Origin of the sequence: Streptomyces sennicomposti (genome assembly GCF_019890635.1) — a bacterium.
GTDB classification, from domain to species: Bacteria; Actinomycetota; Actinomycetes; order Streptomycetales; family Streptomycetaceae; genus Streptomyces; species Streptomyces sennicomposti.
This window is the reverse complement of the sequence record NZ_JAIOAB010000078.1, coordinates 1-26,354: the sequence shown is the minus strand read 5'-3', so window position 1 is coordinate 26,354 and position 26,354 is coordinate 1. Positions and strand designations below refer to the sequence as shown.

Here is a 26,354-nt window from a genome sequence, read left to right as displayed (position 1 = left end):
TAGAGCTGCATTCGATTCGTCAAGCGAGTCAGAGAAGAGCTCACTCCTCGAGAAGGCTTCAAGCCGGGAGGAGACAAAATATCGCTCCGCTAGCTCCCAGCCGTCATCTTCACTCTCCCTGCAAATGAGAAGCATCTTGACTGTGAGTTCGTAGAGAGTGCGGGCACGAGAGGCAGCGCCCTCACAGTACCCTTCCTGTAGGAGCAAAAGGATCTCTGACCCGATACGTACGCTACGTGCGTGCATCCCCAGAAGAAGCAACGCCTTCACATGTTTGCCACCCACCGTGTGATCGACGCCGAAGAAAGACGGGAATCGCTCACCCTCGGGACATCCATCCATCCAGCCACCGTATGCATGAACAAGCGAGCGATTGACAAATTCACCGGCAGCCAACGCCGATTCGAAGGCATAAAACGCCTCAGCGTAACGCTTAGCTATCCCCCTTCGGACCATGCGTGCACCACGACGCCGCCACTCGATCCGGGCCAGCGATTTTCGAGTCGACCACGTCGCCACATCAGGGAAAGCGGCGTCTGCTTGGTCCAAGCTCTCAAGCAGGAGATCGTATAAATCCGGCCGGGGAGCATCCGTTCCGGTTTTTTCACTTACTCTTTCGTTGTACCGGCGTGTCAGCTCGGCGAGCAGGATCGAATCGTCCGCGAGCACCTGTCACTCCCTTCGAAGACGAACAGATCAGGATGACAGGCGACACCTCAGGCATCAAGTTATTTACGCGAGAGGCGGCATGCCGCACGCCGGGCAGCCAAGCCGACCTCGTCAGAGGTCGTAGACGACCGTCACCGGGGCGTGGTCCGACCACCGTTCGGCGTGTGTGGCCGCGCGCTCCACGAACCCCTTGACCGCCTTGGCGGCCAGCCCCGGCGTGCTCACGTGGTAGTCGATGCGCCAGCCCGTGTCGTTGTCGAAGGCCCGCCCCCGGTACGACCACCAGCTGTACGGGCCCTCGACGTCCGGGTGGAGGGCGCGGACGACGTCGACGTAGCCGCCGGCCTCGGGGGTGAGGACCTGGGTCAGCCACTCCCGTTCCTCAGGCAGGAAGCCGGAGTTCTTCAGGTTGCCGCGCCAGTTCTTCAGGTCGGCCTGCTGGTGGGCGATGTTCCAGTCGCCGCAGACCAGGACCTCGCGGCCGTCGGCGGCGGCGCGCTCGCGCAGCTCCTTGAGGTAGGCGAGGAACTCGCCCATGAAGCGGACCTTCTCGTCCTGGCGTTCGGTGCCGACCTCGCCGGAGGGGAGGTAGAGGGAGGCAACCGTCACACCGGGCAGGTCGGCCTCGACGTACCGGCCGCTGCCGTCGAACTCCGTCGAGCCGAAGCCCACCCGGACGCGGTCGGGCTCGCGGCGGGTGTAGAGGGAGACGCCGGCGCGGCCCTTGGCGGCGGCGGGCGCGTGCGTGACGTGCCAGCCCTCGGGCGCGCGCACCTGCTCGGGCAGTTGCTGCGGCTCGGCCCGCACCTCCTGGAGGCACAGCACATCGGCGCCGGTCCGCGCGAGCCACTCCACAAAGCCCTTCTTCGCGGCGGCACGCAGCCCGTTCACATTGACGGAGGTCACAGTCAGCACCCGGGCACCCTACCGGCACACTGGAACGGGTCCCGCGAGGGACCGGCCCCGGCCCCCGTCACCGACTGCATTGATATACGGTACTCAACATGTTCATTCGCCCCGTTCCGTTCGACCACCCGGACGCCGTCAAGCTCAACGACGAGGTCCAGGCCGAGTACCACGTGCGCTACGGCGACGGCGGCGACGCCACCCACCTCGACCCGGCCGACTTCCGGCCGCCCAACGGGGTCTATCTCATCGCCTACGACGAGGACGGCGCCCCGGTCGCCACCGGCGGCTGGCGCAGCCAGGACAAGAACGACGAGGGCAACGAGGACGGCGACGCCGAGCTGAAGCGCATGTTCGTCGTGGCCTCCATGCGCGGCCGGGGACTGGCGCGCCGCATCCTGGCCGCCCTGGAGGACGACGCCCGCGAGGCCGGCCGCACCCGCATGGTCCTGGAGACCGGCACCAAGCAGCCCGAGGCCATCGCCCTGTACACCTCCAGCGGCTACGAGCCCTGCACCAAGTTCGGCTACTACCGCTTCCACGAGGAAAGCCTCTGCTACGCGAAGGCCCTGTAGCGCACAGCGGGACCCTCATTCACCGCTCTCCGTCGAGAACGGCTGTGCGGGGACCTGAGGGGATGTGCACCCCTGGCCCCCTCGATGCACTTCTTCGCCGTACAGGGGGCCCTGCAGGCCCTCAGACCGTTCCCCATGGACCGGCGGTGTCCGACTTGGGGATCCACAGCAGGGGTTGATTCTCTCGGCAGTAGTCAGCCGCATCGTCTTCCCACGGAAAGCGGCCTTCCCGGTCGGGCCAGAAGAGCTGCGCCATGGGCAGTGGTGAAACCTGGTAGAAGTCCAGCCCCGCGCCGAAGAAGTCGTGGCACCAGCTCTCGTGTACGGGCCGGATGACAGCGGGGCAATTGTCGTAGATGTCGCTCCGGCGCTGGTCAGGCAGGAGCGGAGGTCCGCTGCGCACGGCATCGCCCGCGTCATTGACCAGGGGCATCATGACGTCGACGTCCAGCCCGAAGATGCACACCTCCGGGCTGCGCAGCGTGTGCCACATGCCTATGGAGTAAGCCCACCCCGCTGGGGCTTCGCTGCCGGCGTGGACTCCCATCACATGCCAGCCGTAGTCCCTTGTACTGGCGGCCACAGCCCGGTCTCGGTGGTTCCACGCCGCTCCATTCGACGACTGCGTGCACAGGATGCACGGACACCCGGAGTTACCCATCCGGGGATGCTAGCGCCGCGGACGATCAAGCCCGTCACGTGGGCGTTTCCCCTGCACAGATGGCAGCCGGTTCCACAGCCGATCAACCCCCTCCACTCCGAGGCCGACGAAGGGCCGGTGGCGGCGTCGTGCACGACACGTCAAAGCCCCGGTCGGGAGATCCCGACCGGGGCTTTGAGCTGCGTGGACCTGAGGGGATTTGAACCCCTGGCCCCCTCGATGCGAACGAGGTGCGCTACCGGACTGCGCCACAGGCCCTTGCAACGAGTGAAACTCTAGCATCCTCAACCGGGTGGTTGGAAATCCGTTCCCGGGCTGGTCAGCGGTGGGGGTCGCGGGACGGGCGGCCGCCGGTGCCGGGGCGGCTACTCGTTGGCCGCGCGCGGCCGGTCGCCGTCCTCGTACTGGTCGAAGAGCGGGGTGCGGCCGCGCTCGCGGGAGCGGCGGGCCGAGGCGGCCCGGCGGGCGTCGGTGCGGCCGTCGTCGTCGGCGCGGTCCTCGTCCGGGGGCGACGGCTCCGCCGCCTCGGCCGCGGCCGGCTCCTGCTCGGGCACCGCGGCGGACGAGCGCGCCGAGCTCCAGGTGTCCGGTGCGCCGAGGTCCACGTCGGAGGTGGCCCGGGGTGCGACCGGTGCGGTGACGTAGGTCGGCAGCGGCACCGGCACCGGGTCCCAGCTGTCGCCGTGGCCGGGGCGCGGGCGGCGCTCGCGCTGCTGGTCCAGCCACTCCGCGTGGTCGGTCTGCTCGACCAGGGCGCGCCGGTCGGCGGCGAGGGCGGACAGCCCCGGGTCCGTCTCGGGCTCCGGGCCCGCCTCCGGCTCGTCCGCGTCCTCCTCCGCGGCGGCGCGGCGGCGCGGCTGGCGCCGGCTCTCCCGCAGCCGCTGCGCGGCGGCCTCGGCGCGGCGGCGGTCCATCTGATAGGCGAACCGGCGGCGTTCCTGGACGCGGAGGTAGGCGATGTACGCGCTGAGCAGCACGGCGGGTACGGCGGGCGCCCACAGGAAGGCGAGCCCGCCGACGGCGGCGACGATCGCGCCGAGGGTGAAGGCGAGGAAGAGGACGACGGTGGTGCGCCGGCGGCGGGCGAGAACCCGTGTGCGCCGGGCGCGTGCCGCCGCGGCCTCCGCGCCGGGCGCGCGCCGGGGCGCCGGGACGCGCTTGCGCGCGGGCGCGTCGGCCGACCCGTCCGCCGGGGCCGCGCCTCGATCCGCCTGCCCCGTCTCCGGCCCGACGGCCGCTCCGGCGGCCTGACCGGCATGCGATCCGGCGTCCGGCCCTCCGGTCTGTCCCGCGGTCTGCCGGGCGGTCCCGGCCCTGGACGGGACGGAACCCGCGTCCGGCTCGGCGGCCGGCCCCGGGACGGATCCGGCCGCCCGGCCGGCGCCCGACGCGCGGGCGGGATCCGACGCGCGGGCCGGCCCCGCGACCCGCTCCGGCGCGGTCGTCCGCTCCTGGCGGTCCTGCGCGAGGGGGAGTTCGGGTTCCTGGGTCCGGGTCGGGGGTACGGCGAAGGCCCGGACGTCCACCGAGTCGGTGACGGCGTCCGGCGACACGGCGCTGGACTCCCCCTCCTCGGCGGAGCGCGCCCTGAGGTCCCTGGCGTACCGGCGCTCCATGCCCGCCCGTCCGGAAAGCAGCCGGATGGCGGTGCTGAAGCGTTCCGTCGGACGGGCCTCGTTCAGCTCGTCCTGCCTACGGAGCCACATGGGCACCAAGTAGGCGGCCCAGGCCCCGACGATGACTGCGTAGATGAGGCCGCTGCTGCTCACGCCTCACACGGTAGAGGGGTTTACGCAAGGCCATCGGCCAATTGGGCCGGTGTGTCGCACGATCTGGCTGATATTTCCAACTTTTTTTGCGACTGATGCGATGAGCGGACCGTCGGGAGAGCGGATGGGTGCGAATTCATTACCTTTGGACTCGAATTCGAACACTTATTCAATTCACCGGCTCCCGGCATCCCACAGGCGGCCACGGCGAGTCGAGCGGGCGAGCGGGCAGGCCTGCGGGCGGGCGGAATGGAGAGAGCCGTCCGCTCAGGCCGGGTTCCCCTTCTGCGCCCGCTGGGCGCGGATGCGCCGCCAGCGGTTCAGCAGGCCGTCGGGGACCTCCTCCGCGGTGAGCGCGAAGACCAGATGGTCCCGCCACGCCCCGTCGATGTGGAGATAACGGGGCCGCAGCCCCTCCTCGCGGAATCCGAGTTTCTCCACCACCCGGCGGCTCGGCCCGTTCTCGGGGCGAATGCAGACCTCGATGCGGTGCAGGCCGACGGTGCGGAAACAGTGGTCCACGACCAGGGCGACCGCGGTCGGCATCACCCCGCGCCCGGCCACCGACTCGTCCACCCAGTAGCCGACGTGGCCCGAGCACATGGAGCCCCAGGTGATCCCGGCGACCGTCAACTGCCCGACCAGGCGCCCCTGGTACTCCACGACGAACGGCAGCATCCGCCCGGCCCGCGCCTCGGCCCGCAGATGGCGCACCATCTGCCGGTAGGTCGGCCGGTGCGTGATCGGCCCGCCCGGGGTGGGCGGCGGGATGGTCGCCTCCCAGGGCCTGAGCCAGCCCCGGTTGCGCTGGTTGACCTCACGCCAGGCCCGCTGGTCGCGCAGCTTTATCGGCCGGAGGACGACATCGCCCTCCGCGAGTACCGCGGGCCACACTGGGCTGTTCAGCTCGCACCCCCACGCTCGGCGCCGGGTCTGGGATGGTCGCCGCCGCGCAATTGGTCGACGGCGTGCGTCAACAGCGGCTCCAGTACGGCCAGTCCGTCCTTCACCCCGCCCGGCGAACCCGGCAGGTTGACGATCAGCGTCCCTTCGGCCACCCCGGCCAGACCGCGCGAGAGCGCCGCCGTGGGCACCTTGTCGCGGCCGAAGGCCCGGATCGCCTCGGCGATGCCCGGCACCTCGCGGTCGATCACCCGGCGGGTCGCCTCGGGGGTGCGGTCGGTGGGCGAGACGCCGGTGCCGCCGGTGGTGACCACGACGTCGTACCCGGCGGCCACGGCGGCGCGCAGGGCGGCCTCCACCGGGTCGCCGTCCGGGACGACCTCGGGGCCGTCGACGGCGAACCCGAAGCGGGCGAGGCCGTCGACGACCAGGGGGCCGCCCCGGTCCTCGTAGACCCCGGCGGCGGCCCGGTTGGAGGCCGTGACCACCAACGCCCGGTACGTCCCGCCGGCCGCTGCCTCGTGTGTCATGCCCGGCTCCAGTCGCCCGACTTGCCGCCCGTCTTCTCCTCGACCCTCACGTCCGTGATGACCGCTCCCTTGTCGACCGCCTTCACCATGTCGATCACGGTGAGAGCGGCGACGGTGACCGCGGTGAGCGCCTCCATCTCGACGCCCGTGCGGTCCGTCGTCCTCACGGCGGCCGTGATCTCCACGGCGTCGTCCGCGACCGACAGGTCCAGTTTCACACCCGACACCGACAACGGGTGGCACAGCGGGATGAGGTCCGGGGTGCGCTTGGCGCCCATGATCCCGGCGATCCGCGCGGTGGCCAGGGCGTCGCCCTTGGGCACCCCCTGCCCGCGCAGCAGTTCGACGACGCGGGGCGAGACGAGGACGCGGCCGCTCGCGCGGGCGGTGCGCGCGGTCACGTCCTTGCCCGACACGTCGACCATCCGGGCGGCGCCCGCGTCGTCGAGGTGGGTCAGCCGGTCCTGCCCGGCCGCCGGTACGCGGTGCTCTGCGGGTCCGGGGGTCTCCCCCCGGGAAGGTGTGGTCATGCTCTGCGGCGCTCCCGATTGGGGCCCGGCGCGGTGCGGTCGCGCGGGCCTGCTGTGCGCGACACGGTACCGCCAACAGCGGCCGGTCAGCCGAGCAGGACCACCTCGACCTCGGCGCCGGGCTCCACGGACTCGGTGTCCTCGGGGACGACGATGAGGGCGTCGGCCTGTGCGAGGGCCGCGATCAGATGGGAGCCGGAGCCGCCCACGGGGGTCACCTCGCCGTCGAGGTACCGCCCGCGCAGGAACTGCCTGCGGCCCTTGGGCGAGCTGAGCGGCCCGTCCGCGGCGAGCGTGGCCCGCGCGGTGGGCCGGTGCACGTCCTGAAGGCCCATCAGGGTGCGGATGACCGGGCGGACGAACAGTTCGAAGGAGACGTACGACGACACCGGGTTGCCGGGCAGCGCCAGCAGCGGGATGTGGTCGGGGCCGACCGTGCCGAAGCCCTGGGGCTTGCCGGGCTGCATGGCGAGCTTGCGGAACTCCACGCCGCCGCCCGCCTCGTCCTCGTCGCCGACGTGCGCCAGCGCCTCCTTGACGACGTCGTACGCGCCCACGCTCACCCCGCCCGTGGTGACCATCAGGTCGGCGCGCACCAGCTGGTCCTCGATGGTGGTGCGCAGGGTGTCCGCGTCGTCGGCGACGGCGCCCACGCGGTAGGCGATGGCGCCGGCGTCGCGGGCGGCCGCGGTCAGGGCGAAGCTGTTGGAGTCGTAGATCTGGCCGTGGCCCAGTTGCTCGTCGGGCTGGACGAGTTCGCTGCCGGTGGACATCACCACCACGCGCGGGCGCGGGCGCACCCGGACCGTGCCGCGGCCGATGGCGGCGAGCAGCGCGATCTGCGGCGGGCCGAGGACCGTGCCGGCGCTCAGGGCGCGGTCGCCGGCTTTGACGTCGCTGCCGGCGTCGCGCACGTGCGCGCGTGCCTTCGCCGGGCGGTGCACGCGCACCTGCCCGGTGGCGCCCTCCGGGGAGGCGCTGCGGGCGCGCATCGAGCTGACGGGGCCCTCGCCGAGCCCGCCGTCGGTCCACTCCACGGGGACGACCGTCTCGGCGCCGGGCGGCAGCGGTGCGCCGGTCATGATCCGGGCGGCCTGTCCCGGGCCCACGTGCGGCGGTTCGGCCGCGCCGGCGGCGACGTCCCCGACGACCTCCAGGGCGGCCGGGAACTCCTCGCTCGCGCCCGCCACGTCCGCGACCCGCACCGCGTAGCCGTCCATGGAGCTGTTGTCGAACGGCGGCAGGGACAGGGGCACCGTGATGTCCTCGACCAGGACGCAGCCCTGCGCGTCGAGCAGTTGCAGCTCGATGGGCTCCAGGGGCCGGACGGTGGTCAGGACGTCCTGAAGGTGCTCGTCCACCGACCACAGGCGGTCGGGGCCGGCGGTGTCCTGTCCTGCGCTGCTCACGTCGTCACATCTCCTCGGCTACGTACCGCTTGAGCCAGTTCCTGAAGTCGGGACCGAGGTCCTCACGTTCGCACGCGAGCCGGACGATGGCGCGCAGATAGTCGCCGCGGTCGCCGGTGTCGTAGCGGCGGCCCTTGAAGACGACGCCGTGCACCGGGCCGCCGGCGGCGTCGGCCGTCGCGGAGTGGTTCTGCGTGAGCTGCTGGAGGGCGTCGGTGAGCTGGATCTCGTTGCCCCGGCCGGGCTCGGTCCTGCGGAGTATGTCGAAGATGTGCGGGTCGAGGACGTAGCGGCCGATGATCGCGTAGCTGGAGGGGGCCTCCGCCGGGTCCGGCTTCTCGATCAGGCCGGTGACCTGGACGACGTCGCTGTCCGCGGTGGGCTTGACGGCCGCGCAGCCGTAGAGGTGGATCTGCTCGGGCTCCACCTCCATGAGGGCGACGACGCTGCCGCCGTAGACCTCCTGGACCTCTATCATCCGCTGGAGCAGCGGGTCGCGCGGGTCGATGAGGTCGTCGCCGAGCAGGACGGCGAACGGCTCGTCGCCCACGTGCGGGGCGGCGCACAGCACCGCGTGGCCGAGGCCCTTGGGGTCGCCCTGGCGGACGTAGTGCATCGTCGCGAGGTCGCTGGATTCCTGCACCTTGGCGAGCCGCTCGGCGTCGCCCTTGTTGGCGAGGGCCGACTCCAGCTCGTAGTTGCGGTCGAAGTGGTCCTCGAGGGGGCGCTTGTTGCGGCCCGTCACCATGAGGACGTCGTCGAGGCCCGCGGCGACGGCCTCCTCGACCACGTACTGGATCGCCGGCTTGTCCACGACCGGCAGCATCTCCTTGGGAGTGGCCTTGGTCGCCGGCAGGAACCGGGTGCCGAGGCCGGCTGCGGGGATGACAGCCTTGCTGATCCTGGGGTGCTTCTGACTCATGGCGGCAACCTTATCCGCTGCCCCCACAAGGGTCGGTCCCCCGGTTTGACGGCACACATCGGCACACGCGCCGAATCCGAGGAAAGGCACGGAAGTCCCTTGCATCACACCGGACCGGCGCCGGGGCCCGACAAGCGGGCGCTGCGGCGCGCGCTGCTCGCGGCCCGCGGCCGGCTGACCGCCGACGACGTACGGGAGGCGGGGCGGGCGCTGGCCCGGCGCGCCCTGGAACTGCCCGAGCTGGCGCGGGCGCGCACGGTGGCCGCGTACGTCTCCGTCGGCGCCGAACCCGGCACCCACGCCCTGCTCGACGCGCTGCACGCGCGCGGGGTGCGCGTCCTGCTGCCGGCCCTGATGCCCGACAACGACCTGGACTGGGGCCTGTACGGCGGCGAGGGCTCCCTCGCGCGCGTGCGGCACGGCGGCGGCCGGATGGAGCTGTTCGAGCCGGCCGAGCCGCTGCTCGGCCCGGACGCGGTGACGGCCGCCGACGCGGTCCTGCTGCCCGGCCTCGCCGTCGACCGCCTGGGCCTGCGGCTGGGCCGCGGGGGCGGCTCCTACGACCGGGTGCTGGCCCGGCTGGAGCGGGCGGACGCGCATCCCGCGCTCGTGGTCCTGCTGTACGACCCGGAGGTCGTCGAACGCCTTCCGGCCGAGCCGCACGACCGGCCGGTGCGGGCCGCGGTGACGCCGTCGGCGGTCCACCGCTTCGGCTGACGTCCGACGTGTCCCCCGGGGACGCCGATGGCCCTCCACGCGCGCGTGGAGGGCCATCGGCGCAGGCGGCGCCGTCAGCCGCGCAGGGCCTGGGCGCCGGCCGGCGTCACGGCTTGAGCACCAGGGTGTCGCTCGTGCTCTTGTCGACGGCGTTCGACGAGAACGACCAGGGCAGCAGCTCGCCCTTGGCCCACAGACTCGTCTGGTCGGTGTAGTGGGCGCTGAAGGCGTGCCCGGACGCGCCGGTGAGGTTGATCCACTTGGACTTGTCGAGGTCGGCGAGGTTGACCACCATCCGCATGGACGGCACCCAGACGACGTTGTAGCCGCCGGCGGCGTTCCACCCGGAGGCGTTGACCGCGGCCTCGCCGCCGCTGAGCTTCCAGGGGCCGCGGTTGAGGATGTACTGGAGGAAACCGGGGCCCTCGGTGCCGAGGGTCTGGTTCTTCAGGAACAGGCGGTGCAGCCGGCCCCAGCTCCAGGAGTCGATGTCCTTGCCGAGCTTGGCGGTCAGCTCCCAGCGGGCGTCGATCATGGCGCGGGCGAACAGCTGGTCGCGGTTGTCGGCCTTGGGGCGGGTGCCGGAGGCCGGCGTCTTCCACCAGTCGCTGTTCTCGTCGTCCATGAGGTTGCGCACGACCTCGAACCAGCGGTCGCCGCCGTCCGGCTGCGCCTGGTCGGCGTCGCGCTCGCCGCACTCGCGGACCTTGGTGGTCTCGTCGACCGGGCCGGTGTTGCCGGCCGGCTCCACCCACAGGCACTGGCCCTTGAGGCGCAGCTCCTTGGGCAGCTTGTTGCCGAAGGCCAGCTTGAGGACGTTGCGCCAGACCGCGTTGAAGTAGGCCGCCGCCGCCGAGTCGGCGTCCTGGGTGTAGTCCCAGCCCTCCAGGAGCTTCTGCGCCTGGCGGACGTCCTTGTCCTTGAGGTCGATCTTCAGCAGCTTGGGCACCAGCAGCTTGGCGATCTCGCTGCTGTTGTCCATCTGCATCTGCCGCATGTCCTCGGTGGAGATCTTGCCCCCGCCGTCGATCTTCGACTGGATCAGATCGGTGATCCGCTGGCTGCGGGTGCCGTAGCCCCAGTCCGTGGTGAGCGTGTACGGGTACTTGTCCTGGTCGACGACGGCCTGGTTGGCGGTGACGATGTAGCCGCGCTTGGGGTTGTACTCGTAGGGCAGCTCGTCCTGCTCGATGTAGCCCTTCCAGTCGTACCCGGAGTCCCAGCCGGGCGCCGGGACGGACCCGTCGTCGTTCTTCGCGCGCAGCGGGATGCGGCCGGGCAGGGTGTAGCCGATGTTGTTCTTGGTGTCGGCGTAGATCATGTTCTGCGACGGCACGTCGAACAGCGCCGCCGCCGAGCGGAAGCCGCTCCAGTCCTTGGCCCTGTCGATGGCGAAGACGGCGTCCATGGTGGTGCCCGGCTCCAGCGCGGTCCACTTCAGGGCGATGGCGTAACCGTCGCCGCGGTCGGGCGCGGCGGTGTCGACGGTGGCCTTCTTGCCGACCTGGACGAGTTCGTCGTCGCGGTCGGAGAGCAGGGGCATCCCGTCCCGCGTCTCGCGGACGACGATCGTCTTGGCGGCGCCGCCGGCGACCGTGATGGTCTCCTGGCGGGTGCGGAACGGCACCGTCTTGTCGTCGCGCAGGTAGCCGTTGCCGCTGAGCTTCTCCAGGTAGAGGTCGGTGACGTCGACCCCGGAGTTGGTCATGCCCCAGGCGATGTTCTGGTTGTGGCCTATGACCACGCCGGGCATGCCCGCGAAGGTGTAGCCGGTGACGTCGTAGGGGCACTTGTCGGAGACCGTGCGGCAGTGCAGGCCCATCTGGTACCAGACGGACGGCAGCGAGGGACCCAGGTGCGGGTCGTTGGCGAGCAGCGGCTTGCCGGTGATGGTGTGCGCGCCGCCGACCACCCAGGAGTTGGAGCCGATGCCGTCGCCGTTCACGCCGACGGCCGCGGGCAGGTCCTGCATGACGTCGCGCAGGCCCATCAGCTGGCCCTGCACGCCCGAGCCGCTCGTCCCGGACGTGCCCGCCGTGCCCGCCGTTCCGGCGCCGCCGGTCGTCCCGGACGTGCCCGTGGAGGCGCCGGTGCCGGTACCGGTGCCTGTTCCCGTACCCGTGCCCGTGCCCGTCGAGAGGCCCGTACCGGACGAGCCGGTGGAGCCGGACGAACCGGTGGAACCGGTGGAGCCGGTGGAGCCGGTCGAGCCGGTGGAGCCGGTCGAGCCGGTGGAGTCCGATCCGCTGTCGCCGCCCTCGAAGGCCTCGGACAGCTCGTTGTACTGGCCCTCGGTGACGATCGGCTTGTTGCGGCTGTACGGGTAGTCCGGGTACAGGTCCTTGATCTGCTTGGGGCCCAGGCGGCTGGTCATCAGGGCGCGGTCGATCTCGTCCTGCATGTTGCCGCGCAGGTCCCAGGCCATCGCCTTGAGCCAGGAGACCGAGTCGACCGGGGTCCACTCGGTGGGCTTGTAGTCGTTGGTCAGGCCCAGGGCCGCGTACTCCAGGGAGATGTCCCCGGCGGAGCGGCCCTTGAGGTAGGCGTTGACGCCCTGGGAGTAGGCCTGGAGGTACTTCTTGGTGGCGGCCGACAGCTTGGTGTCGTACTCCTGCTTGGCCACGCGGTCCCAGCCCAGGGTGCGCAGGAACTCGTCGTTCTTGATCTGGCCCTTGCCGAACATCTCCGACAGGCGCCCGGAGGTCATGTGCCGGCGGACGTCCATCTCGTAGAACCGGTCCTGCGCCTGGACGTAGCCCTGCGCCATGAACAGGTCCTCGGGCGAGGAGGCGTAGATCTGCGGGATGCCGTAGCCGTCGCGCTTGACGTCGACGGGTCCGGACAGCCCCTGGAGCGTGGCCTCGCCGTTGGTCTGCGGGAAGGAGGCGCGGACGGTGCTGACGGACCAGTAGGCGCCGTAGGCGATGCCGCCGATGAGGGCCAGCACCAGGACGATCACGACGAGTCGGGCTTTTCGCCCCTTCTTCCGGCCGGACTTGCCGGGCTTGTCACCCGTTGTGGCGGTGGTGTTGGGGGGCATCGCTGTCCTTGCTGTCCTAACGCGAGCGGCAGGTCGGGCTGTGACTTTGAATGAGCGCTGGAGCAACCATAGGCGCAGGGCCCGGTCGCACTTGACGCGGAGTCGAGTGACAGCCACGGACGGGCGTTCGATCTTCCCGCGGGAAGCGTCAAGAAAGCGTCAAGAGTTAGGTAAGGTAACGAAGTAACCGGACGACCCGGCGAGCCCGCACGCCGGGCGAACCAGGACATCCCGGACGGAGAACTCGGGGAAGGAACCGCCACTGACTGTTCACCACCTCAACCAGCTCCTGCTCGCCTGCTCCCTCGTCCTGCTCGTCGCCGTGGCGGCGGTCCGGATCTCCTCGCGCAGCGGGCTCCCCAGCCTGCTCGTGTACCTGGGGATCGGCATCGTCATGGGCCAGGACGGCCTCGGTCACATCCGCTTCGACAGCGCGGAGATGACCCAGGTCATCGGGTACGCGGCCCTCGTCGTGATCCTGGCCGAGGGCGGCCTGGGCACGAAGTGGAAGGAGATCAAGCCGGTCCTTCCGGCCGCCTCGCTGCTCGCGCTGGTCGGGGTCGCGGTCAGCGTCGGCATCACCGCGGCCGGCGCCCACTACCTCGTCGGGCTGGAATGGCGCCAGGCGCTCATCATCGGCGCCGTGGTGTCCTCCACCGACGCGGCGGCCGTCTTCTCCGTGCTGCGGCGCATCCCCCTGCCCGCGCGCGTGACGGGCACCCTGGAGGCCGAGTCCGGCTTCAACGACGCCCCGGTCGTCATCCTCGTCGTCGCCTTCTCCACCGCCGGTCCGGTCGAACACTGGTACGTGCTGGTGGGCGAGATAGCGCTGGAGCTGGCCATCGGCGCCGCCCTGGGCATCGCGGTGGGCTGGCTCGGCGCCTGGGGCCTGCGGCACGTCGCCCTGCCCGCCTCCGGCCTCTACCCGATCGCCGTGATGGCCATCGCGGTCACCGCCTACGCCGCCGGCGCGCTGGCGCACGGCAGCGGCTTCCTCGCGGTCTACCTGGCGGCGATGCTGCTCGGCAACGCCAAGCTGCCGCACTGGCCCGCCACCCGCGGCTTCGCCGAGGGGCTCGGCTGGATCGCGCAGATCGGCATGTTCGTCCTGCTCGGTCTGCTGGTCACCCCGCACGACCTCATCGACGACGTCCTGCCCGCCGTCGTCATCGGCCTGGTCCTGACCATGGTGGCGCGCCCGCTGAGCGTCCTGCTCAGCCTGCTGCCGTTCCGGGTGCCCTGGCCCGAGCAGGTCCTGATGTCGTGGGCCGGGCTGCGCGGCGCCGTGCCGATCATCCTGGCGACCATCCCCATGGTGAACGGCGTCGCCGACAGCGAGCGCATCTTCAACATCGTCTTCGTGCTGGTCGTCGTCTACACCGTCGTCCAGGGACCGACCCTGCCCTGGCTGGCCCGCAAGCTGCGGCTCGGCGAGAGCGACGGCCCCGCCGACCTCGGCATCGAGTCGGCGCCCCTGGAGCGGCTGCGCGGCCATCTGCTGTCCGTCGCCATCCCCGAGGGGTCGCGGATGCACGGCGTGGAGGTGGCCGAGCTGCGGCTGCCCGCCGGGTCCGCGGTCACGCTCGTCGTCCGCGAGGGAAAATCGTTTGTCCCGCTGCCGACGACGGTCCTCAGACGCGGCGACGAACTCCTCGTCGTCGCCACCGACCCGGTCCGCGAGGCCGCCGAACGCCGGCTGCGCGCGGTCGGCCGCGGCGGCAAGCTCGCCGACTGGCTGGGCGCGAACGGAGCGAGCGCCAACGGGGCGCACTGAGGTCGCTCGCCGCCGAGCGGTGCCGAGGGATACGGCGCGGGGCGTCCCACCGGGGGCGCCCCGCGGGACGTTGCAGGGGGGCGTTGCGTGCGGGCGTTGCAGGCGGGCGTTGCATGCGGGCGTCGCGTGGGGGCGCGTCCGAGGTGGTGCGCGCCCGCCGGAGTACGGCGTACGCCCGCGTCCCGGTCGCAGACGTACGCCCGTGTCCCGATCGCAGGCTTACGGCCGCCCGGGTGCTCGCTTTCACAGGTGCACGAGCACCCGTCCCCTGTACGATGAAGGCGCACCCTGATCGAACCAACTCTGCCTGACGCAGAGCTGGCGCGACCGTATGGCGGCCGGCTCGCCCCCCTCAGCGGGCGCCGGCATCTACCGCAGTCCGCGCAAGAGGACAGCTCTCGGCGCCCCCGTACCCGGGGCGGCGCTACCAGGCGGCAGAAAGGCACGGCCGTGGGATCCGCGGTCACCACCACCGACCCCGCGAAGACCTCGACGGCTTCCTCCCGCCCGGGATACGGGCAGTTGCTGCGCACCCGCGGCGCCTGGACGTTCCTGCTCCCCGGTTTCGCGGCACGGCAGCCGTTCGCGATGCTCACCATCTCCATCGTGCTGCTGGTGCAGCACACCACCGGCTCCTACGGCGCGGCGGGCGCCACCGCGGCCGTCACCGGCGTCGCCATGGCACTGTTCGCGCCCTACAGCGGACGGCTCGCCGACCGCTACGGACAGCGCGCCGTCCTGCTGCCCGGCGTCCTCGTGCACTCCCTGGCGGGCCTCACCCTCACCGCCCTCGCGCTGGCGCACGCCCCCCTGTGGGTGCTGTTCGTCGCGGCCGTGCCGACCGGCGCCTCGGTGCCGCAGATCGGCCCCATGGTGCGCGCCCGCTGGGGCGTCACCCTGAAGGACTCGCCGCTGATGACCACCGCGGCCGCCTTCGAGTCGGTCACCGACGAGCTGACGTTCGTCTTCGGCCCGCTGCTGGCCACCGCGCTGTGCACCGCCGTCGCCCCGGCGGCCGGCCTGCTCACGGAGGCGTCGCTGACCCTGGTCGGCGGTCTGCTGTTCGCCGCCCAGAAGCGCACCCAGCCGTCCGTCGCGGCGAGCGACGGGCACGCGCGCGTGGAGCGCGTCTCCGCGCTCAGCGTCCCCGGCGTACGCGTGCTGATCGCGGCCTTCCTCGGCATCGGCTCGGTCTTCGGCGGCATGCAGGTCTCGCTGGCCGCCTTCACCGAGTCCATCGGCGAGCCCGGCCTGAACGGCGTCCTGTACGGCACGTTCGCCGCGGGCAACATGCTCTCCGGCGTCGTGTGCGGCGCGATCGCCTGGAAGGCGGCCCCGCAGCGCCGTCTCCTCGTCGGCTACACCGCCCTCGCGCTGGCCGCCTCCGCTCTGTGGACCGCGCACTCGGTGCCGCTGCTGGCCGCGCTCGGCCTGCTGGTCGGCATGTGCATCGCGCCCGCCCTGATCACCGGCTACACCCTGGTGGAGGGGCTGGTCCCGGCCGGTGCCCGCACCGAGGCGTTCACCTGGCTGACCGGCGCGGTCGCGCTGGGGCAGGCCGCCGCCGTCACCGTCGCCGGACAGCTGGAGGACCGGCTGTGGGGCGGGGCCGGATTCCTGGTCCCGATGACCGGCACGGTGCTCGCCCTGCTGGCCCTGGTGACCCTGCGCTCGCGCCTGGCCGCCCGGGCCGGCAGCCGCACCGTGGCACGTGGCGTCGGTCACCGCTCACCTGTCGCAGTGGACTGACGCGACGGAATACGTCACTATGGTTCGTCGTTAGCACTCATCGAGTGAGAGTGCCAGGAGGAAGACAGTGCCCACCTACCAGTACCAGTGCACCGAGTGCGGCGAGGGCCTCGAGGCGGTGCAGAAGTTCACCGACGACGCACTCACCGAGTGCCCCAACTGCTCGGGCCGCCTGAAGAAGGTGTTCTCCGCGGTCGGCATTGTCTTCAAGGGCTCCGGCTTCTACCGCAACGACAGCCGCGGCTCGTCGTCGAGCAGCAGCCCGGCGTCGTCGAAGTCGTCGAGCTCCTCGTCCACGTCCGGCTCGTCCGGTTCGTCGTCGTCGAGCGGCTCCTCGTCGTCGTCCTCGACGTCCACCAGCTCCGCGGGCAGCTCCGCCGCCTGACGTCACACTTCCGGACCCCGTCGGCCACCGCCGACGGGGTCTTCGGCGTGTTCGCGAGGCGGGTCCGCACGGTGGCCCGGGGCGTGTTCGGACGGCGGCTTGAGGCGTTCGGACGGCGGCTTGAGCGTTCGGACGGCGGCGTCCGCGTGCTGCTTCGGCTGTTCCGCGCTGCGGCTAGTGTGCTGTGCATGGCGAACGCAGAGATCGGTGTCATCGGCGGGTCCGGCTTCTACTCCTTCCTGGACGATGTCACCGAGGTCCAGGTGAACACACCGTACGGCGCGCCCAGCGACTCCCTCTTCCTCGGCGAGGTCGCCGGCCGGCGGGTCGCCTTCCTGCCCCGGCACGGCCGCGGCCACCACCTCCCGCCGCACCGCATCAACTACCGGGCCAACCTGTGGGCGCTGCGCTCGGTGGGCGTGCGCCAGGTCCTCGGTCCGTGCGCGGTGGGCGGGCTGCGCCCCGAGTACGGGCCGGGCACGCTGCTGGTCCCGGACCAGTTCGCCGACCGTACGAAGTCCCGCGAGCAGACCTACTTCGACGGGCTGCCGCTGCCCGACGGCACCCTGCCGAACGTCGTCCACGTCTCCCTGGCCGACCCCTACTGCCCGGTCGGCCGGGCGGCCGCGCTGACGGCGGCGCGCGGACGGGACTGGGCGGCCGTCGACGGCGGCACGCTCGTCGTCGTGGAGGGCCCGCGCTTCTCCACCCGCGCCGAGTCGTTGTGGCACCAGGCGCAGGGCTGGTCGGTGGTCGGCATGACGGGCCACCCCGAGGCGGCGCTCGCCCGGGAGCTGGAGCTCTGCTACACGTCCCTGACGCTGGTCACCGACCTCGACGCGGGCGCAGAGAGCGGCGAGGGCGTCTCCCACGAGGAGGTGCTCAAGGTGTTCGCGGCGAACGTGGAACGGCTGCGGGGCGTGCTGTTCGACGCGGTGGCGGCGCTGCCGGCCACGGAGGACCGGGACTGCCTGTGCGCCACGGCGCTGGGCGGGATGGACCCGGGGTTCGTGCTGCCGTAGCGGCCGAACGGAGGAGTGGGGCCGGGGCGGTGGATTGACGCCGGGCGGGGCGGTGGGGTGCTCAGGGCGGGGCGGCGGGGTGCCCGGGGCGGGGCGGTGGATTGGCGCAGGGCGGGGCGCCGGTGGCCGGCCGTGGGGGCGGAACGTCACGTTCGGGTGAGGGAGTTTTCCACAACCGGCGAGTAGTGCACGGGGCCCGGCGGGCTTCGGCGCGATGCCTCATCGTGGCAGCGCAAGCCGGTCCGCCCGGTCCGGTCCCGTCCTCGCAGGTGGTGGTCCACGTGTCCCTCTCGCCCACGTTCCCCTCGTCCTCCCTCTCCCCGTCCTCCCCTCCCCCGGTCTCTCCCCCTCCCCCGTTCTCTTCCCGTCCCTCGTCCTCCCCGTCCTGGTCGCTCGCGCCGGTCGCGGGTCCGCGCGGCGCGGACACCCCGCCCCCGTGCGAGGTGCCGCACTTCCCGCCGGTGCGGGTGCGCGGCGGACGGTACGGGCCGCTCGGGCTCGTACGGCGGCGCGGGCGGGCCCTGGCGGTCGGCCTGGCTCTCGCGGCGGCCGCGCTGGTGGCCGCGGGCCCCCGGCCGGTGACGGACCCGCCGGGCGGCGGACCGGCCCGGGGACACCCGGCCCGGCCGGCGGACGCGCCGCCGGGAGCCCGGGACGGTCTCGGCACGGACGCGGGGCGGACGGTGACCGCGCCCGTACGCATCGCCGACGCGGAGACCGTGCGGCTGCTGCGCCCCGGCGACCGGGTCGACGTGATCGCCGCCGGGGACCCGGCGGCGGGCGGTACGGCCCGGGTGCTGGCCCACGGGGCGCGGGTGGTGAGGGTGCCGCGGGCGACGACCGGCGGCACGGACGCGGAGGTCCCGGGCGGCACGGGCCGGGACGGCTCGGTCCCGGACGGGGCGATCCCGGACGGGGCGGTCCCGGTGGGCGCGGAGGGCGCGCTCCCCGCGGGTACGGACGGCGGGGCGCTGATCGCGCTGCGCGTGCCCCGGGCCACGGCCGCGCGGCTGGCCGGGGCGAGCGCGACCACCCGGTTGGCGGTGACCCTGTGGTGACCCGTAGGTTGAGTGGCCGTTTGTCCGACCAGCAGTACATCCGAGAAGGGGCCACCGGTGAGCAAGAAGCAGGACCCGAGCGTCTGGCAGGGCTTCAAGGCCTTCCTGATGCGCGGGAACGTGGTCGACCTGGCCGTCGCGGTGGTCGTCGGCGCGGCCTTCACCAACATCGTCAACGCGGTGGTGAAGGGGGTGATCAACCCGGTCGTGGGGGCGATCGGCACCAAGAACCTCGACCACTACAGCTCGTGTCTCAGCTCGTCGTGCCAGGGCGACCAGGGCATCGAGATCGCGTGGGGCTCGGTGCTCGGCGCCGCGCTGCAGTTCGTGATCACGGCAGCGGTGGTCTACTTCCTCATGGTCCTGCCGATGGCCAAGTTCCTGGCCCGGCAGGAGGCGCGCAAGCGGGCCAAGGAGGGCGCGCAGGAGGTCATGGAGGTGACCGAGCTGCAGGTGCTCAAGGAGATCCGCGACGAGCTGGTCGCCCAGCGCGGCGGCACGCACGGCGGCGGCCGCTAGCTCCGGGACCGCCGACGACGGCGCCGGGCGGTGCCGTCCGCGATGTCGGTGCCGCCCGCGCCGGGAGCGCCGGGCGCGGCAGGTGCGCCGCGCGGCGCGGGCCGCGTCAGATGTGGTGCGGCGGCTTCTCGTCGAGGAAGCGCTTGAGGTCGGCGGCGGAGTCGCCGTCCGTGCGCTCGCCCCACCCGCGGTCGGTGTCGTCCGTGGACTGCTGGCTCAGCGGGTCGTCGAAGATCAGCGCGTTCTTCGGATCGCGCGGCTCGGGGCTGTCGCTCATGCCTCAAGGGTACGGCGACCGCCCGGCCCGGTTGCTGCGGGCGTTCGGGGCCGGTTTCTGCTGTGCTGGTGGCCATGACGTCCAGTTCCGATTCCGCCGCCGGGCCGGCTCCCGCGCCCCGGAGCCACCCGGCCCGCCCCCTGCGGCCGCTGACCGCGCGCGGCCGCCACGAGGCGCACCGGGCCGCCTCGTCACTGGAGCTCCTGTTCGACCTGTGCTTCGTCGTGGCGGTGGCGCAGGCGGGCATGGAGCTGGTGCACGCCGTGGCCGAGGGCCATGCGGGCCAGGGCATCCTGAACTACGCCATGGCGTTCTTCGCCATCTGGTGGGCGTGGATGAACTTCTCCTGGTTCGCTTCGGCCTACGACAACGACGACGTGCTCTACCGCGTCGTCACCCTGGTGCAGATCGCCGGTGTGCTGGTGCTCGCGGCGGGCATCTCGCGGGGCTTCGAGCACCACGACTTCTTCCTGGTGTGGCTCGGCTACGCGATCATGCGGCTGGCGATGGTCGCCCAGTGGCTGCGGGCGGCCCGGTGGGCGTCGGGCGCGGAGCGGCGGATGGCGCTGCGCTACGCGGGCGGTGTGCTGCTGTGCCAGACCGGCTGGCTGGGGCTGCTGCTGTTGCCCGAGCCGGACCGGCCGTGGGTGTTCCTGGTGATGGCGATCGCGGAGCTGTGCGTACCGGTGTACGCGGAGCGGGCGCACGCGACGTCCTGGCACCCGCACCACATCGCGGAGCGGTACGGCCTGTTCACGCTCATCGTGCTCGGCGAGACGGTCTCGGCGGCGACGATCGCGGTGAAGTCGGCCGCCGACGAGCACGACGCGCTCGGCGATCTGCTGCCGATCGCGGCCGGCGGTCTGCTGATCGTCTTCTCCGCGTGGTGGATCTACTTCGTGGTGCCCATCCACGGGCATCTGCGCTCCAACCGGGAGTCGTTCCTGTGGGGCTACGGCCACTATCTGATCCTCGCCTCGGCGGCGGCGATCGGGGCGGGCCTGGAGGTGTCGGTGGAGCAGACGGTCGGCAAGACGCACCTGTCCACCCTGGCGGCGGCGTCGGCCGTGACCCTCCCCACGGCGCTGTATCTGCTCACCGTGTGGGCGCTGCACGCGCGCTACTTCAAGGCGGGCCTGGCGGCGCAGCTGGTGCTGCCCTGCACGGCGCTGCTGGTGGTGTGCTGCACCTTCCTGGGCGAGTGGACGGTGCTCGCGGCGGGCCTGGTCGCGGCGCTCGCGGTGGCGGCGGGCGTGACGCTCACGGCCCGGGGAGCGCGGGCCGGCGCGGGCGGGGACGAGACTGGTTCCCATGACAGCTGACGCTCTGACGGACGTCGCCGGTCTGCGGGTGGGGCACGCCACCCGCAGGGGCGACGGGTGGCTGACCGGGACGACCGTCGTGCTCGCGCCGGAGGGCGGCGCGGTCGCCGCCGTGGACGTGCGCGGCGGCGGGCCCGGCACCAAGGAGACCGACGCCCTCGATCCGCGCAATCTGGTGCGGACGGTGGAGGCGGTGGTGCTGTCCGGCGGCAGCGCCTACGGACTGGACGCGGCATCGGGGGTGATGGCCTGGCTGGAGGAGCGGGGGCGCGGGGTGCGGGTCGGTCCCGGTCCGACGCACGTGGTGCCGGTCGTGCCCGCCGCCTGCGTGTTCGACCTGGGGCGGGGCGGTGACTTCCGGGCCCGGCCGGACGCGGCCACCGGGCGGGCGGCGGTGGCGGCGGCCGCGGCGAGCGAGCCGGGCGGCCCCGTGCCGCAGGGGTGCGTCGGCGCCGGGACGGGGGCGGCCGTGGGAGCGCTCAAGGGCGGGGTGGGCACCGCCAGTACGGTCCTCGACTCGGGTGTGACGGTGGCGGCGCTGGTGGTGGCCAACGCGTCCGGGTCGGTGACGGACCCGGAGACGGGGGTGCTGTACGGGGAGTTGTTCCAGGGCCGGGTGGAGTATCCCGACCCGGCGACACACCAAGCGGCGCGTGCGCGGCTCGCCGAGTGCGCCGAGCGGAACGGGCCGCCGTCGCTGAACACCACCCTTGCGGTGGTCGCCACCGACGCGGACCTGTCCAAGGCGCAGGCGCAGAAGCTCGCCGGCACGGCGCACGACGGCATCGCCCGGGCCGTACGGCCGGTGCATCTGCTCAACGACGGGGACACGGTGTTCGCGCTGGCCACCGGGGCGCGTGCGCTGGAGGCCGGCCGCCCCCTCGCCCTGAACGCCGTCCTCGCGGCCGGGGCGGACATGGTGACCCGCGCGATCGTCCGCGCCGTGCGCGCCGCCGAGCCGGTGGACGGCCCGGGCGGAGCGTGGCCGGCGTACGAGGAGCTGTACGGGGGGCGCTGAGGCGAAGTGCGGGTGCGGGCTGTGGGGTTGGGGGACGGGGGTGGAGGGTTCCGGGGAGGGGAGGGAGGGGGCGGGGGGCGGCCCCCCCGGGGGGAGAGGGGCGCAGGGCCAGGAAGAAGCGGAGGCGGAGGCCAAGGGCGCGCGATGACCGCCCGTGTGTCACGTCAGGTCTGCGATTGTCCCGGTTCTGTCACGTGGAGGTCTTCGGGACGATCGGCGGGAACCTCGTGGGGGGCGGGCTGCCTCTACACCCACGCCACGTGCAGTGGATCACGCACCTCGACGAACCTGGAGCAGCCCGTGACTAGGCCGGACATAGCAGCGCGGCGCGTCCTGGGGGCCTGTGCCGCCCTGATGGTCGGCACCCTCACCCTCACCGGATGCGGTGGCGACGCGAAGGCGGACGACGCCGGCAAGGATGGCGGCGGCAGCGCCGCCAAGACCTCCGCGGCGAAGATCGTCATCTCGGCCAAGGACGGTTCGACGAGTGCGTCGATCAACGCGACCGGCGTGAAGGTGAGCGGCGGCAAGCTCACCGATGTGAAGATGACCGTGGCCGGCTCGGGGCAGGCCGTGCCGGGGTCGATCTCCGCGGACGGCTCCGCCTGGAAGCCGAAGGAGCAGCTGGAGCGCGGCACCAAGTACCAGATCTCGGCGACCGCCAAGGACTCCCACGGGCTGCCCGCCGCCGCGAACTCCATCTTCACCACCGTCTCCAAGGCGAACAGCTTCATCGGCACCTACACGCCGGACGACGGCACGACGGTGGGCGTCGGCATGCCGGTGTCGTTCACCTTCGACAAGGCGATCAGCGACAAGAAGGCCGTGCAGTCGCACATCACGGTCACCTCCAGCAGCGGCCAGCAGGTGGTGGGCCACTGGTTCGGCGCGCAGCGGCTCGACTTCCGGCCCGACGACTACTGGAAGGCCGGCTCCAAGGTCACCATGAAGATCGACCTGGACGGCGTGCAGGGCGCGAACGGCCTGTACGGCACGCAGAAGAAGACGGTGACGTTCACGGTCGGCCGCTCGCAGGTTTCCACGGTGGACGTGAACACGCAGACCATGACGGTGGTCCGGGACGGCAAGACCCTCAAGTCGGTGCCGGTCTCCACGGGCAGCCCCGAGCACACCACGTACAACGGCGCGATGGTGATCTCGGAGAAGTTCACCCAGACCCGGATGAACAGCCAGACGGTCGGCCTGGGCGGCGAGTACGACATCGCGGACGTGCCGCACGCCATGCGCCTGACCACCTCGGGCACCTTCATCCACGGCAACTACTGGTACAACAGGGGCAACCCGCCCTTCGGCCGCACGGGCACCAGCCACGGCTGCGTGGGCCTCGCCGACGTGCAGGGCGCGCAGGGCGACACCACCGCCAAGTGGTTCTACGACAACTCGCTCATCGGCGACGTGGTGGTCGTGAAGAACTCCCCCGACAAGACCGTCGCCCCGGACAACGGGCTCAACGGCTGGAACATGTCGTGGAGCGAGTGGACCGCCGGCAGCGCCGTCTGACCGCCGCGAAACGCCCCTGAACAGCGGATTTTGACGCCTCGTCGGGCCGTGCGGGAACTTCTCGCGCGGCCCGGCCGTTTTTCCGGCAGACGTTTTCTCGGTTCTGGGGCACGATGTCCGACCGAGGGGCTACGGTATGCACCCACCAGGTGACATGCAGCAACGCCGGGAGAAACCTTGAGCGTTCCGTACGAGACGGCTGCGTACGAGCCACGCGAGTCCCCGCAGTCTCCGGAGGAGCACCTCGCGCGCCTGCTCGGCCGCGCGCTGAACTCCTTCGAACTGCCCGACGAGACGATACGCCGGCTCGACTGCGCGTTGGCGTACGACGGGTCGCTGCGGTCGGCGCACCACAGCGCCGGACTGCACCGCGAGACCTACCGGCACACCTGGCTGCTCGCCGACGGCTCGGCGCTCACGCTGTGGGAGCTGGTGCACAACACGGTGCCCGGCGGCGAGTCGCAGCACGAGGTGTATCTGGACGAGGAGGAGCTGCGCACGGCCACCGGTCGGCTGCCGCTGCCGCCGGACGCGCCGGACTTCGAGCTGCCGGTGCCGGTGCGGTTCGCGCCGCTGCCCGAGACCCGGCACACCTACGCCCCCGACGACTCGGGCGACCACGCGCGCCGGCTGCTGCGGCGCGCGGAGAACGCGGACCGGCCGGGCGCGGAGGTCGCGGCGCTGCTCGCGGAGGCGTCCGGGCACCGGATCACACAGGCGTTCGGCCGCCCCTGCCGGTCGGTGCGGGCGGGGCTGTGCTTCTCGCTGTACGAGCACGCGTTCCTGCTGAGCGACGGCGCGGAGGTCTCGCTGTGGGAGCTGGAGCACACGGCGACGCCGGACGGCCGCCACATGTGCGAGGTGTACGCGACGGAGGACGCCGCGCGGGACGCGATGGAGCGGCGGGCGGCGCAGGTGTCGTAGCCGACGCGGCGCAGGTGTCGTAACGGACGGCAGGGCGGCCACGGGGCCGCGCCGGGGGCCGGGGAGAGGGGGAGACTCGCCGGGAGCCGGGAGAGCCGTTGAGCCGCCGGAGGGACGGCGGTCGGAACGGGGAGGTCAGCCGTCGCTGAGCTGGCGCATCAGGCCCGCGAAGGCGGCCCGTTCCGCGGCGGACAGCTCGACGTACTCGCGGTGCGGGCCGGAAGTGCGCTGCGGGGGGAGGGCCGGCAGGCCGGGCACGGGCCGTCGGCGGATCTCGAACCGGAGGCCGTAGCGGTAGCCGGCGAGAACGAAGGCGCAGGCGATGATCAGCACGGCGGGCAGGGCCACGCCGAACCACATCAGCATCGAGACGTGCTCAGGCATGTCCTCAAGTGAACACCACGGTCCGGGGCATCGGCCCCGGACCGTGACGTATCTCGCAGGTGACGTGAACTACTCACAGCACCCCAAAGCGGCGTGGCCGCGTCGGGCCGTCAGGCGGCCACCGGCTGCTCGCGGTCGGCCGACGCGGCCCGTGCCGCCCCCTCGTCCTCGCCCTCGTCCCGCTTGCCGCCCGGGGCGCCCGGGGTGGAGCCGCGCAGGGTCTTGAGGGCGACCACCAGGGCCGTCGACGCGCACACGCCGGCCGCGACGGCGATCAGGTAGAGGAACGGGTTGCCGATCAGCGGGACCACGAAGACGCCGCCGTGCGGGGCGCGCAGGGTGGCGCCGAAGGCCATCGACAGGGCGCCGGTGAGCGCGCCGCCCACCATCGCGGACGGGATGACGCGCAGCGGGTCGGCGGCGGCGAACGGGATCGCGCCCTCGGAGATGAAGGAGGCGCCCAGGACCCAGGCGGCCTTGCCGTTCTCCCGCTCGGTCTCGGTGAACAGCCGGCCGCGCACGGTGGTGGCCAGGGCCATCGCCAGCGGCGGCACCATGCCCGCCGCCATCACCGCGGCCATGATCTTCATCGCGGAGTCGCTCGGGTCGGAGACCGCGATACCGGCGGTGGCGAAGGTGTAGGCGACCTTGTTGACCGGGCCGCCGAGGTCGAAGCACATCATCAGGCCGAGCAGCGCGCCGAGCAGGACGGCGTTGGCGCCGCTGAGCCCGGACAGCCAGTCGGTCATGCCCTTCTGCGCGGTGGCGATGGGCTTGCCGATGACGACGAACATCAGGAACCCGACGACCGCCGAGGAGATCAGCGGGATCACCACCACCGGCATGATGCCGCGCAGCGCCTGCGGTATCCGCACCCGCTGGATCGCCGTCACCACCGCACCGGAGATCAGTCCGGCCGCCAGGCCGCCGAGGAAGCCGGCGTTGATGGTCAGCGCGATCGAACCGCCGACGAAGCCGGGAACCAGGCCGGGGCGGTCGGCGATGCCGTAGGCGATGTAGCCGGCCAGGACGGGGACGAGGAAGGCGAAGGCCACCCCGCCGATCTGGAACATCAGCGCGGCCCAGCTGTCGGTCTGGGTCCAGACGAAGTGGTCCATGACCGAGGGGGCCTTGTTGACCTTGTAGCCGCCGAGGGCGAAGCCGATCGCGATCAGCAGACCGCCGGCCGCGACGAACGGGACCATGTAACTGACGCCCGACATGAGCCACTTGCGCAGCTTGGTGCCGTAGCCCTCGCCGGGTTCGCCGGCGCGTTCGACCGGGGTGCCGGTGGCGGCGGCCGGGGCGGTCGTCTCGCCCCGGGCGGCCTTCTGCCGGACCTCGGTGATCAGTTCGGCGGGGCGGTTGATGCCGGCCTTCACGCCGACGTCCACGGTCGGCTTCCCGGCGAAGCGGTCCTTGTCCCGTACGGGGACGTCGTGGGCGAAGATCACGCCGTCCGCCGCGGCGATCAGCGCCGGGGCGAGGCGGGTGAAGCCGGCCGAGCCCTGGGTCTCGACGACGAGTTCGACGCCCGCCTCCCGGCCGGCGTTCTCCAGCGACTCGGCGGCCATGTAGGTGTGCGCGATGCCGGTGGGGCAGGAGGTGACGGCGACGATTCTGAAGGGGGGTTCGGGGGTGGGTTCGGGCGTGGACTCGGGGGTGGGTTCGGCGGTGGCGGGGGGTTCAGTGGTCTGGGGCTCGGTGGCCTGGGACTCGGGGGCGGCGGGGGGGGGGCCCGCCGCGGCGGGCCCCCGGCCCGGCGCGGCC

Annotated in this window: 25 protein-coding genes and 1 tRNA gene; 12 read left to right on the top strand and 14 right to left on the bottom strand. The window is 72.3% G+C overall.

Annotated elements, in window-relative coordinates; genetic code table 11:
* A partial coding sequence (locus K7787_RS32355; protein ID WP_223003447.1) for a DUF5677 domain-containing protein occupies positions 1–669 on the bottom strand: 669 nt, incomplete at its 3' end.
* Positions 670–780: 111 nt separating this feature from the next.
* Positions 781–1,584 (bottom strand): exodeoxyribonuclease III, encoded by an 804-nt coding sequence (locus K7787_RS28860; protein WP_169439058.1) that lies wholly within the window; start codon positions 1,582–1,584, stop codon positions 781–783.
* An 89-nt stretch (positions 1,585–1,673) separates the two neighbouring features.
* On the opposite strand from K7787_RS28860, the gene K7787_RS28855 reads away from it, so the two are divergent.
* A complete protein-coding gene (locus tag K7787_RS28855) occupies positions 1,674–2,150 on the top strand; it encodes a GNAT family N-acetyltransferase (protein WP_009189104.1) in 477 nt (158 codons plus the stop codon).
* 121 nt (positions 2,151–2,271) lie between these two features.
* Here K7787_RS28855 and K7787_RS28850 read toward each other — a convergent pair whose 3' ends face one another.
* The 8 genes from K7787_RS28850 to galU form a co-directional block, all read right to left on the bottom strand.
* Positions 2,272–2,811, bottom strand: a complete 540-nt coding sequence (locus K7787_RS28850) for a DUF4262 domain-containing protein (protein ID WP_282107297.1) — start codon at positions 2,809–2,811, stop codon at positions 2,272–2,274.
* 184 nt (positions 2,812–2,995) lie between these two features.
* Positions 2,996–3,069, bottom strand: a tRNA-Ala gene (locus K7787_RS28845).
* A 107-nt stretch (positions 3,070–3,176) separates the two neighbouring features.
* Entirely contained in the window at positions 3,177–4,580 is a 1,404-nt protein-coding gene (sepX, locus tag K7787_RS28840) for a divisome protein SepX/GlpR (RefSeq protein ID WP_223003445.1), read from the bottom strand.
* Between the two features lie 267 nt (positions 4,581–4,847).
* A complete protein-coding gene (locus K7787_RS28835) occupies positions 4,848–5,474 on the bottom strand; it encodes a GNAT family N-acetyltransferase (RefSeq protein WP_009189106.1) in 627 nt (208 codons plus the stop codon).
* Positions 5,475–5,482: 8 nt separating this feature from the next.
* Positions 5,483–6,013: a MogA/MoaB family molybdenum cofactor biosynthesis protein gene (locus tag K7787_RS28830; protein WP_223003444.1), complete on the bottom strand. Its 531-nt coding sequence runs from the start codon at positions 6,011–6,013 to the stop codon at positions 5,483–5,485.
* The gene (moaC, locus tag K7787_RS28825; protein WP_164391676.1) at positions 6,010–6,543 is read right to left on the bottom strand and encodes a cyclic pyranopterin monophosphate synthase MoaC; all 534 of its coding nucleotides are present in this window, start codon (positions 6,541–6,543) and stop codon (positions 6,010–6,012) included. Before moaC ends, K7787_RS28830 begins: the two co-directional genes overlap by 4 nt.
* Positions 6,544–6,629: 86 nt before the next feature.
* Entirely contained in the window at positions 6,630–7,952 is a 1,323-nt protein-coding gene (gene glp, locus K7787_RS28820; RefSeq protein ID WP_169439055.1) for a molybdotransferase-like divisome protein Glp, read from the bottom strand.
* 4 nt (positions 7,953–7,956) lie between these two features.
* Complete coding sequence (gene galU / locus K7787_RS28815) at positions 7,957–8,874, bottom strand: UTP--glucose-1-phosphate uridylyltransferase GalU (protein WP_223003443.1); 918 nt, start codon at positions 8,872–8,874, stop codon at positions 7,957–7,959.
* A gap of 99 nt (positions 8,875–8,973) precedes the next feature.
* Here galU and K7787_RS28810 point away from each other — a divergent pair, with 99 nt between their 5' ends.
* A complete protein-coding gene (locus tag K7787_RS28810) occupies positions 8,974–9,591 on the top strand; it encodes a 5-formyltetrahydrofolate cyclo-ligase (RefSeq protein ID WP_009189110.1) in 618 nt (205 codons plus the stop codon).
* 106 nt (positions 9,592–9,697) lie between these two features.
* On the opposite strand, the gene K7787_RS28805 is transcribed toward K7787_RS28810, so the two are convergent.
* Positions 9,698–12,631, bottom strand: a complete 2,934-nt coding sequence (locus K7787_RS28805; RefSeq protein WP_223003442.1) for a penicillin acylase family protein — start codon at positions 12,629–12,631, stop codon at positions 9,698–9,700.
* Between the two features lie 262 nt (positions 12,632–12,893).
* Between K7787_RS28805 and K7787_RS28800 the strand changes: the two genes are divergently transcribed.
* The 6 genes from K7787_RS28800 (at position 12,894) to mscL (ending at position 19,138) form a co-directional block, all read left to right on the top strand.
* Positions 12,894–14,405, top strand: coding sequence for a potassium/proton antiporter (locus K7787_RS28800; protein ID WP_223003449.1), 1,512 nt, complete (start codon positions 12,894–12,896; stop codon positions 14,403–14,405).
* A 450-nt stretch (positions 14,406–14,855) separates the two neighbouring features.
* The gene (locus K7787_RS28795; protein ID WP_223003441.1) at positions 14,856–16,154 is read left to right on the top strand and encodes an MFS transporter; all 1,299 of its coding nucleotides are present in this window, start codon (positions 14,856–14,858) and stop codon (positions 16,152–16,154) included.
* A gap of 67 nt (positions 16,155–16,221) precedes the next feature.
* Complete coding sequence (locus K7787_RS28790) at positions 16,222–16,539, top strand: FmdB family zinc ribbon protein (RefSeq protein ID WP_009189114.1); 318 nt, start codon at positions 16,222–16,224, stop codon at positions 16,537–16,539.
* 188 nt (positions 16,540–16,727) lie between these two features.
* Positions 16,728–17,561: an S-methyl-5'-thioadenosine phosphorylase gene (locus K7787_RS28785; protein WP_019985999.1), complete on the top strand. Its 834-nt coding sequence runs from the start codon at positions 16,728–16,730 to the stop codon at positions 17,559–17,561.
* A gap of 443 nt (positions 17,562–18,004) precedes the next feature.
* On the top strand, positions 18,005–18,619 hold the full coding sequence (locus K7787_RS31995) for a hypothetical protein (protein ID WP_247721382.1): 615 nt from the start codon (positions 18,005–18,007) through the stop codon (positions 18,617–18,619).
* Between the two features lie 57 nt (positions 18,620–18,676).
* Positions 18,677–19,138: a large conductance mechanosensitive channel protein MscL gene (mscL, locus tag K7787_RS28775; RefSeq protein WP_043260945.1), complete on the top strand. Its 462-nt coding sequence runs from the start codon at positions 18,677–18,679 to the stop codon at positions 19,136–19,138.
* Positions 19,139–19,244: 106 nt separating this feature from the next.
* On the opposite strand, the gene K7787_RS28770 is transcribed toward mscL, so the two are convergent.
* The gene (locus tag K7787_RS28770; protein ID WP_009189118.1) at positions 19,245–19,415 is read right to left on the bottom strand and encodes a hypothetical protein; all 171 of its coding nucleotides are present in this window, start codon (positions 19,413–19,415) and stop codon (positions 19,245–19,247) included.
* A gap of 74 nt (positions 19,416–19,489) precedes the next feature.
* On the opposite strand from K7787_RS28770, the gene K7787_RS28765 reads away from it, so the two are divergent.
* The 4 genes from K7787_RS28765 to K7787_RS28750 all read left to right on the top strand — a co-directional run bounded on the left by K7787_RS28765 (position 19,490) and on the right by K7787_RS28750 (position 24,200).
* Positions 19,490–20,737 (top strand): low temperature requirement protein A, encoded by a 1,248-nt coding sequence (locus K7787_RS28765; protein WP_223003440.1) that lies wholly within the window; start codon positions 19,490–19,492, stop codon positions 20,735–20,737.
* Positions 20,727–21,755, top strand: coding sequence for a P1 family peptidase (locus K7787_RS28760; RefSeq protein WP_223003439.1), 1,029 nt, complete (start codon positions 20,727–20,729; stop codon positions 21,753–21,755). The genes K7787_RS28765 and K7787_RS28760 overlap by 11 nt, the downstream gene beginning before the upstream one ends.
* Positions 21,756–22,055: 300 nt before the next feature.
* The gene (locus K7787_RS28755) at positions 22,056–23,276 is read left to right on the top strand and encodes a L,D-transpeptidase (protein WP_223003438.1); all 1,221 of its coding nucleotides are present in this window, start codon (positions 22,056–22,058) and stop codon (positions 23,274–23,276) included.
* 177 nt (positions 23,277–23,453) lie between these two features.
* Positions 23,454–24,200: a DUF6227 family protein gene (locus K7787_RS28750; RefSeq protein ID WP_009189122.1), complete on the top strand. Its 747-nt coding sequence runs from the start codon at positions 23,454–23,456 to the stop codon at positions 24,198–24,200.
* Between the two features lie 135 nt (positions 24,201–24,335).
* Here the strand turns inward: K7787_RS28750 and K7787_RS28745 are convergent, their stop codons facing one another.
* Both K7787_RS28745 and K7787_RS28740 read right to left on the bottom strand, forming a co-directional pair.
* On the bottom strand, positions 24,336–24,584 hold the full coding sequence (locus tag K7787_RS28745) for a hypothetical protein (protein ID WP_019985989.1): 249 nt from the start codon (positions 24,582–24,584) through the stop codon (positions 24,336–24,338).
* Positions 24,585–24,694: 110 nt separating this feature from the next.
* A partial coding sequence (locus K7787_RS28740) for a PTS fructose transporter subunit IIC (RefSeq protein WP_247721381.1) occupies positions 24,695–26,354 on the bottom strand: 1,660 nt, incomplete at its 5' end.

Coding starts and splice junctions, on each gene's coding strand:
- K7787_RS28855 (WP_009189104.1), top strand. CDS start 1,674: ATGTTCATTCGCCCCGTTCCGTTCGACCACCCGGACGCCGTCAAGCTC.
- K7787_RS28850 (WP_282107297.1), bottom strand. CDS start 2,811: ATGGGTAACTCCGGGTGTCCGTGCATCCTGTGCACGCAGTCGTCGAAT.
- K7787_RS28830 (WP_223003444.1), bottom strand. CDS start 6,013: ATGACACACGAGGCAGCGGCCGGCGGGACGTACCGGGCGTTGGTGGTC.
- moaC (WP_164391676.1), bottom strand. CDS start 6,543: ATGACCACACCTTCCCGGGGGGAGACCCCCGGACCCGCAGAGCACCGC.
- galU (WP_223003443.1), bottom strand. CDS start 8,874: ATGAGTCAGAAGCACCCCAGGATCAGCAAGGCTGTCATCCCCGCAGCC.
- K7787_RS28805 (WP_223003442.1), bottom strand. CDS start 12,631: ATGCCCCCCAACACCACCGCCACAACGGGTGACAAGCCCGGCAAGTCC.
- K7787_RS28785 (WP_019985999.1), top strand. CDS start 16,728: ATGGCGAACGCAGAGATCGGTGTCATCGGCGGGTCCGGCTTCTACTCC.
- K7787_RS28770 (WP_009189118.1), bottom strand. CDS start 19,415: ATGAGCGACAGCCCCGAGCCGCGCGATCCGAAGAACGCGCTGATCTTC.
- K7787_RS28765 (WP_223003440.1), top strand. CDS start 19,490: ATGACGTCCAGTTCCGATTCCGCCGCCGGGCCGGCTCCCGCGCCCCGG.
- K7787_RS28760 (WP_223003439.1), top strand. CDS start 20,727: ATGACAGCTGACGCTCTGACGGACGTCGCCGGTCTGCGGGTGGGGCAC.
- K7787_RS28745 (WP_019985989.1), bottom strand. CDS start 24,584: ATGCCTGAGCACGTCTCGATGCTGATGTGGTTCGGCGTGGCCCTGCCC.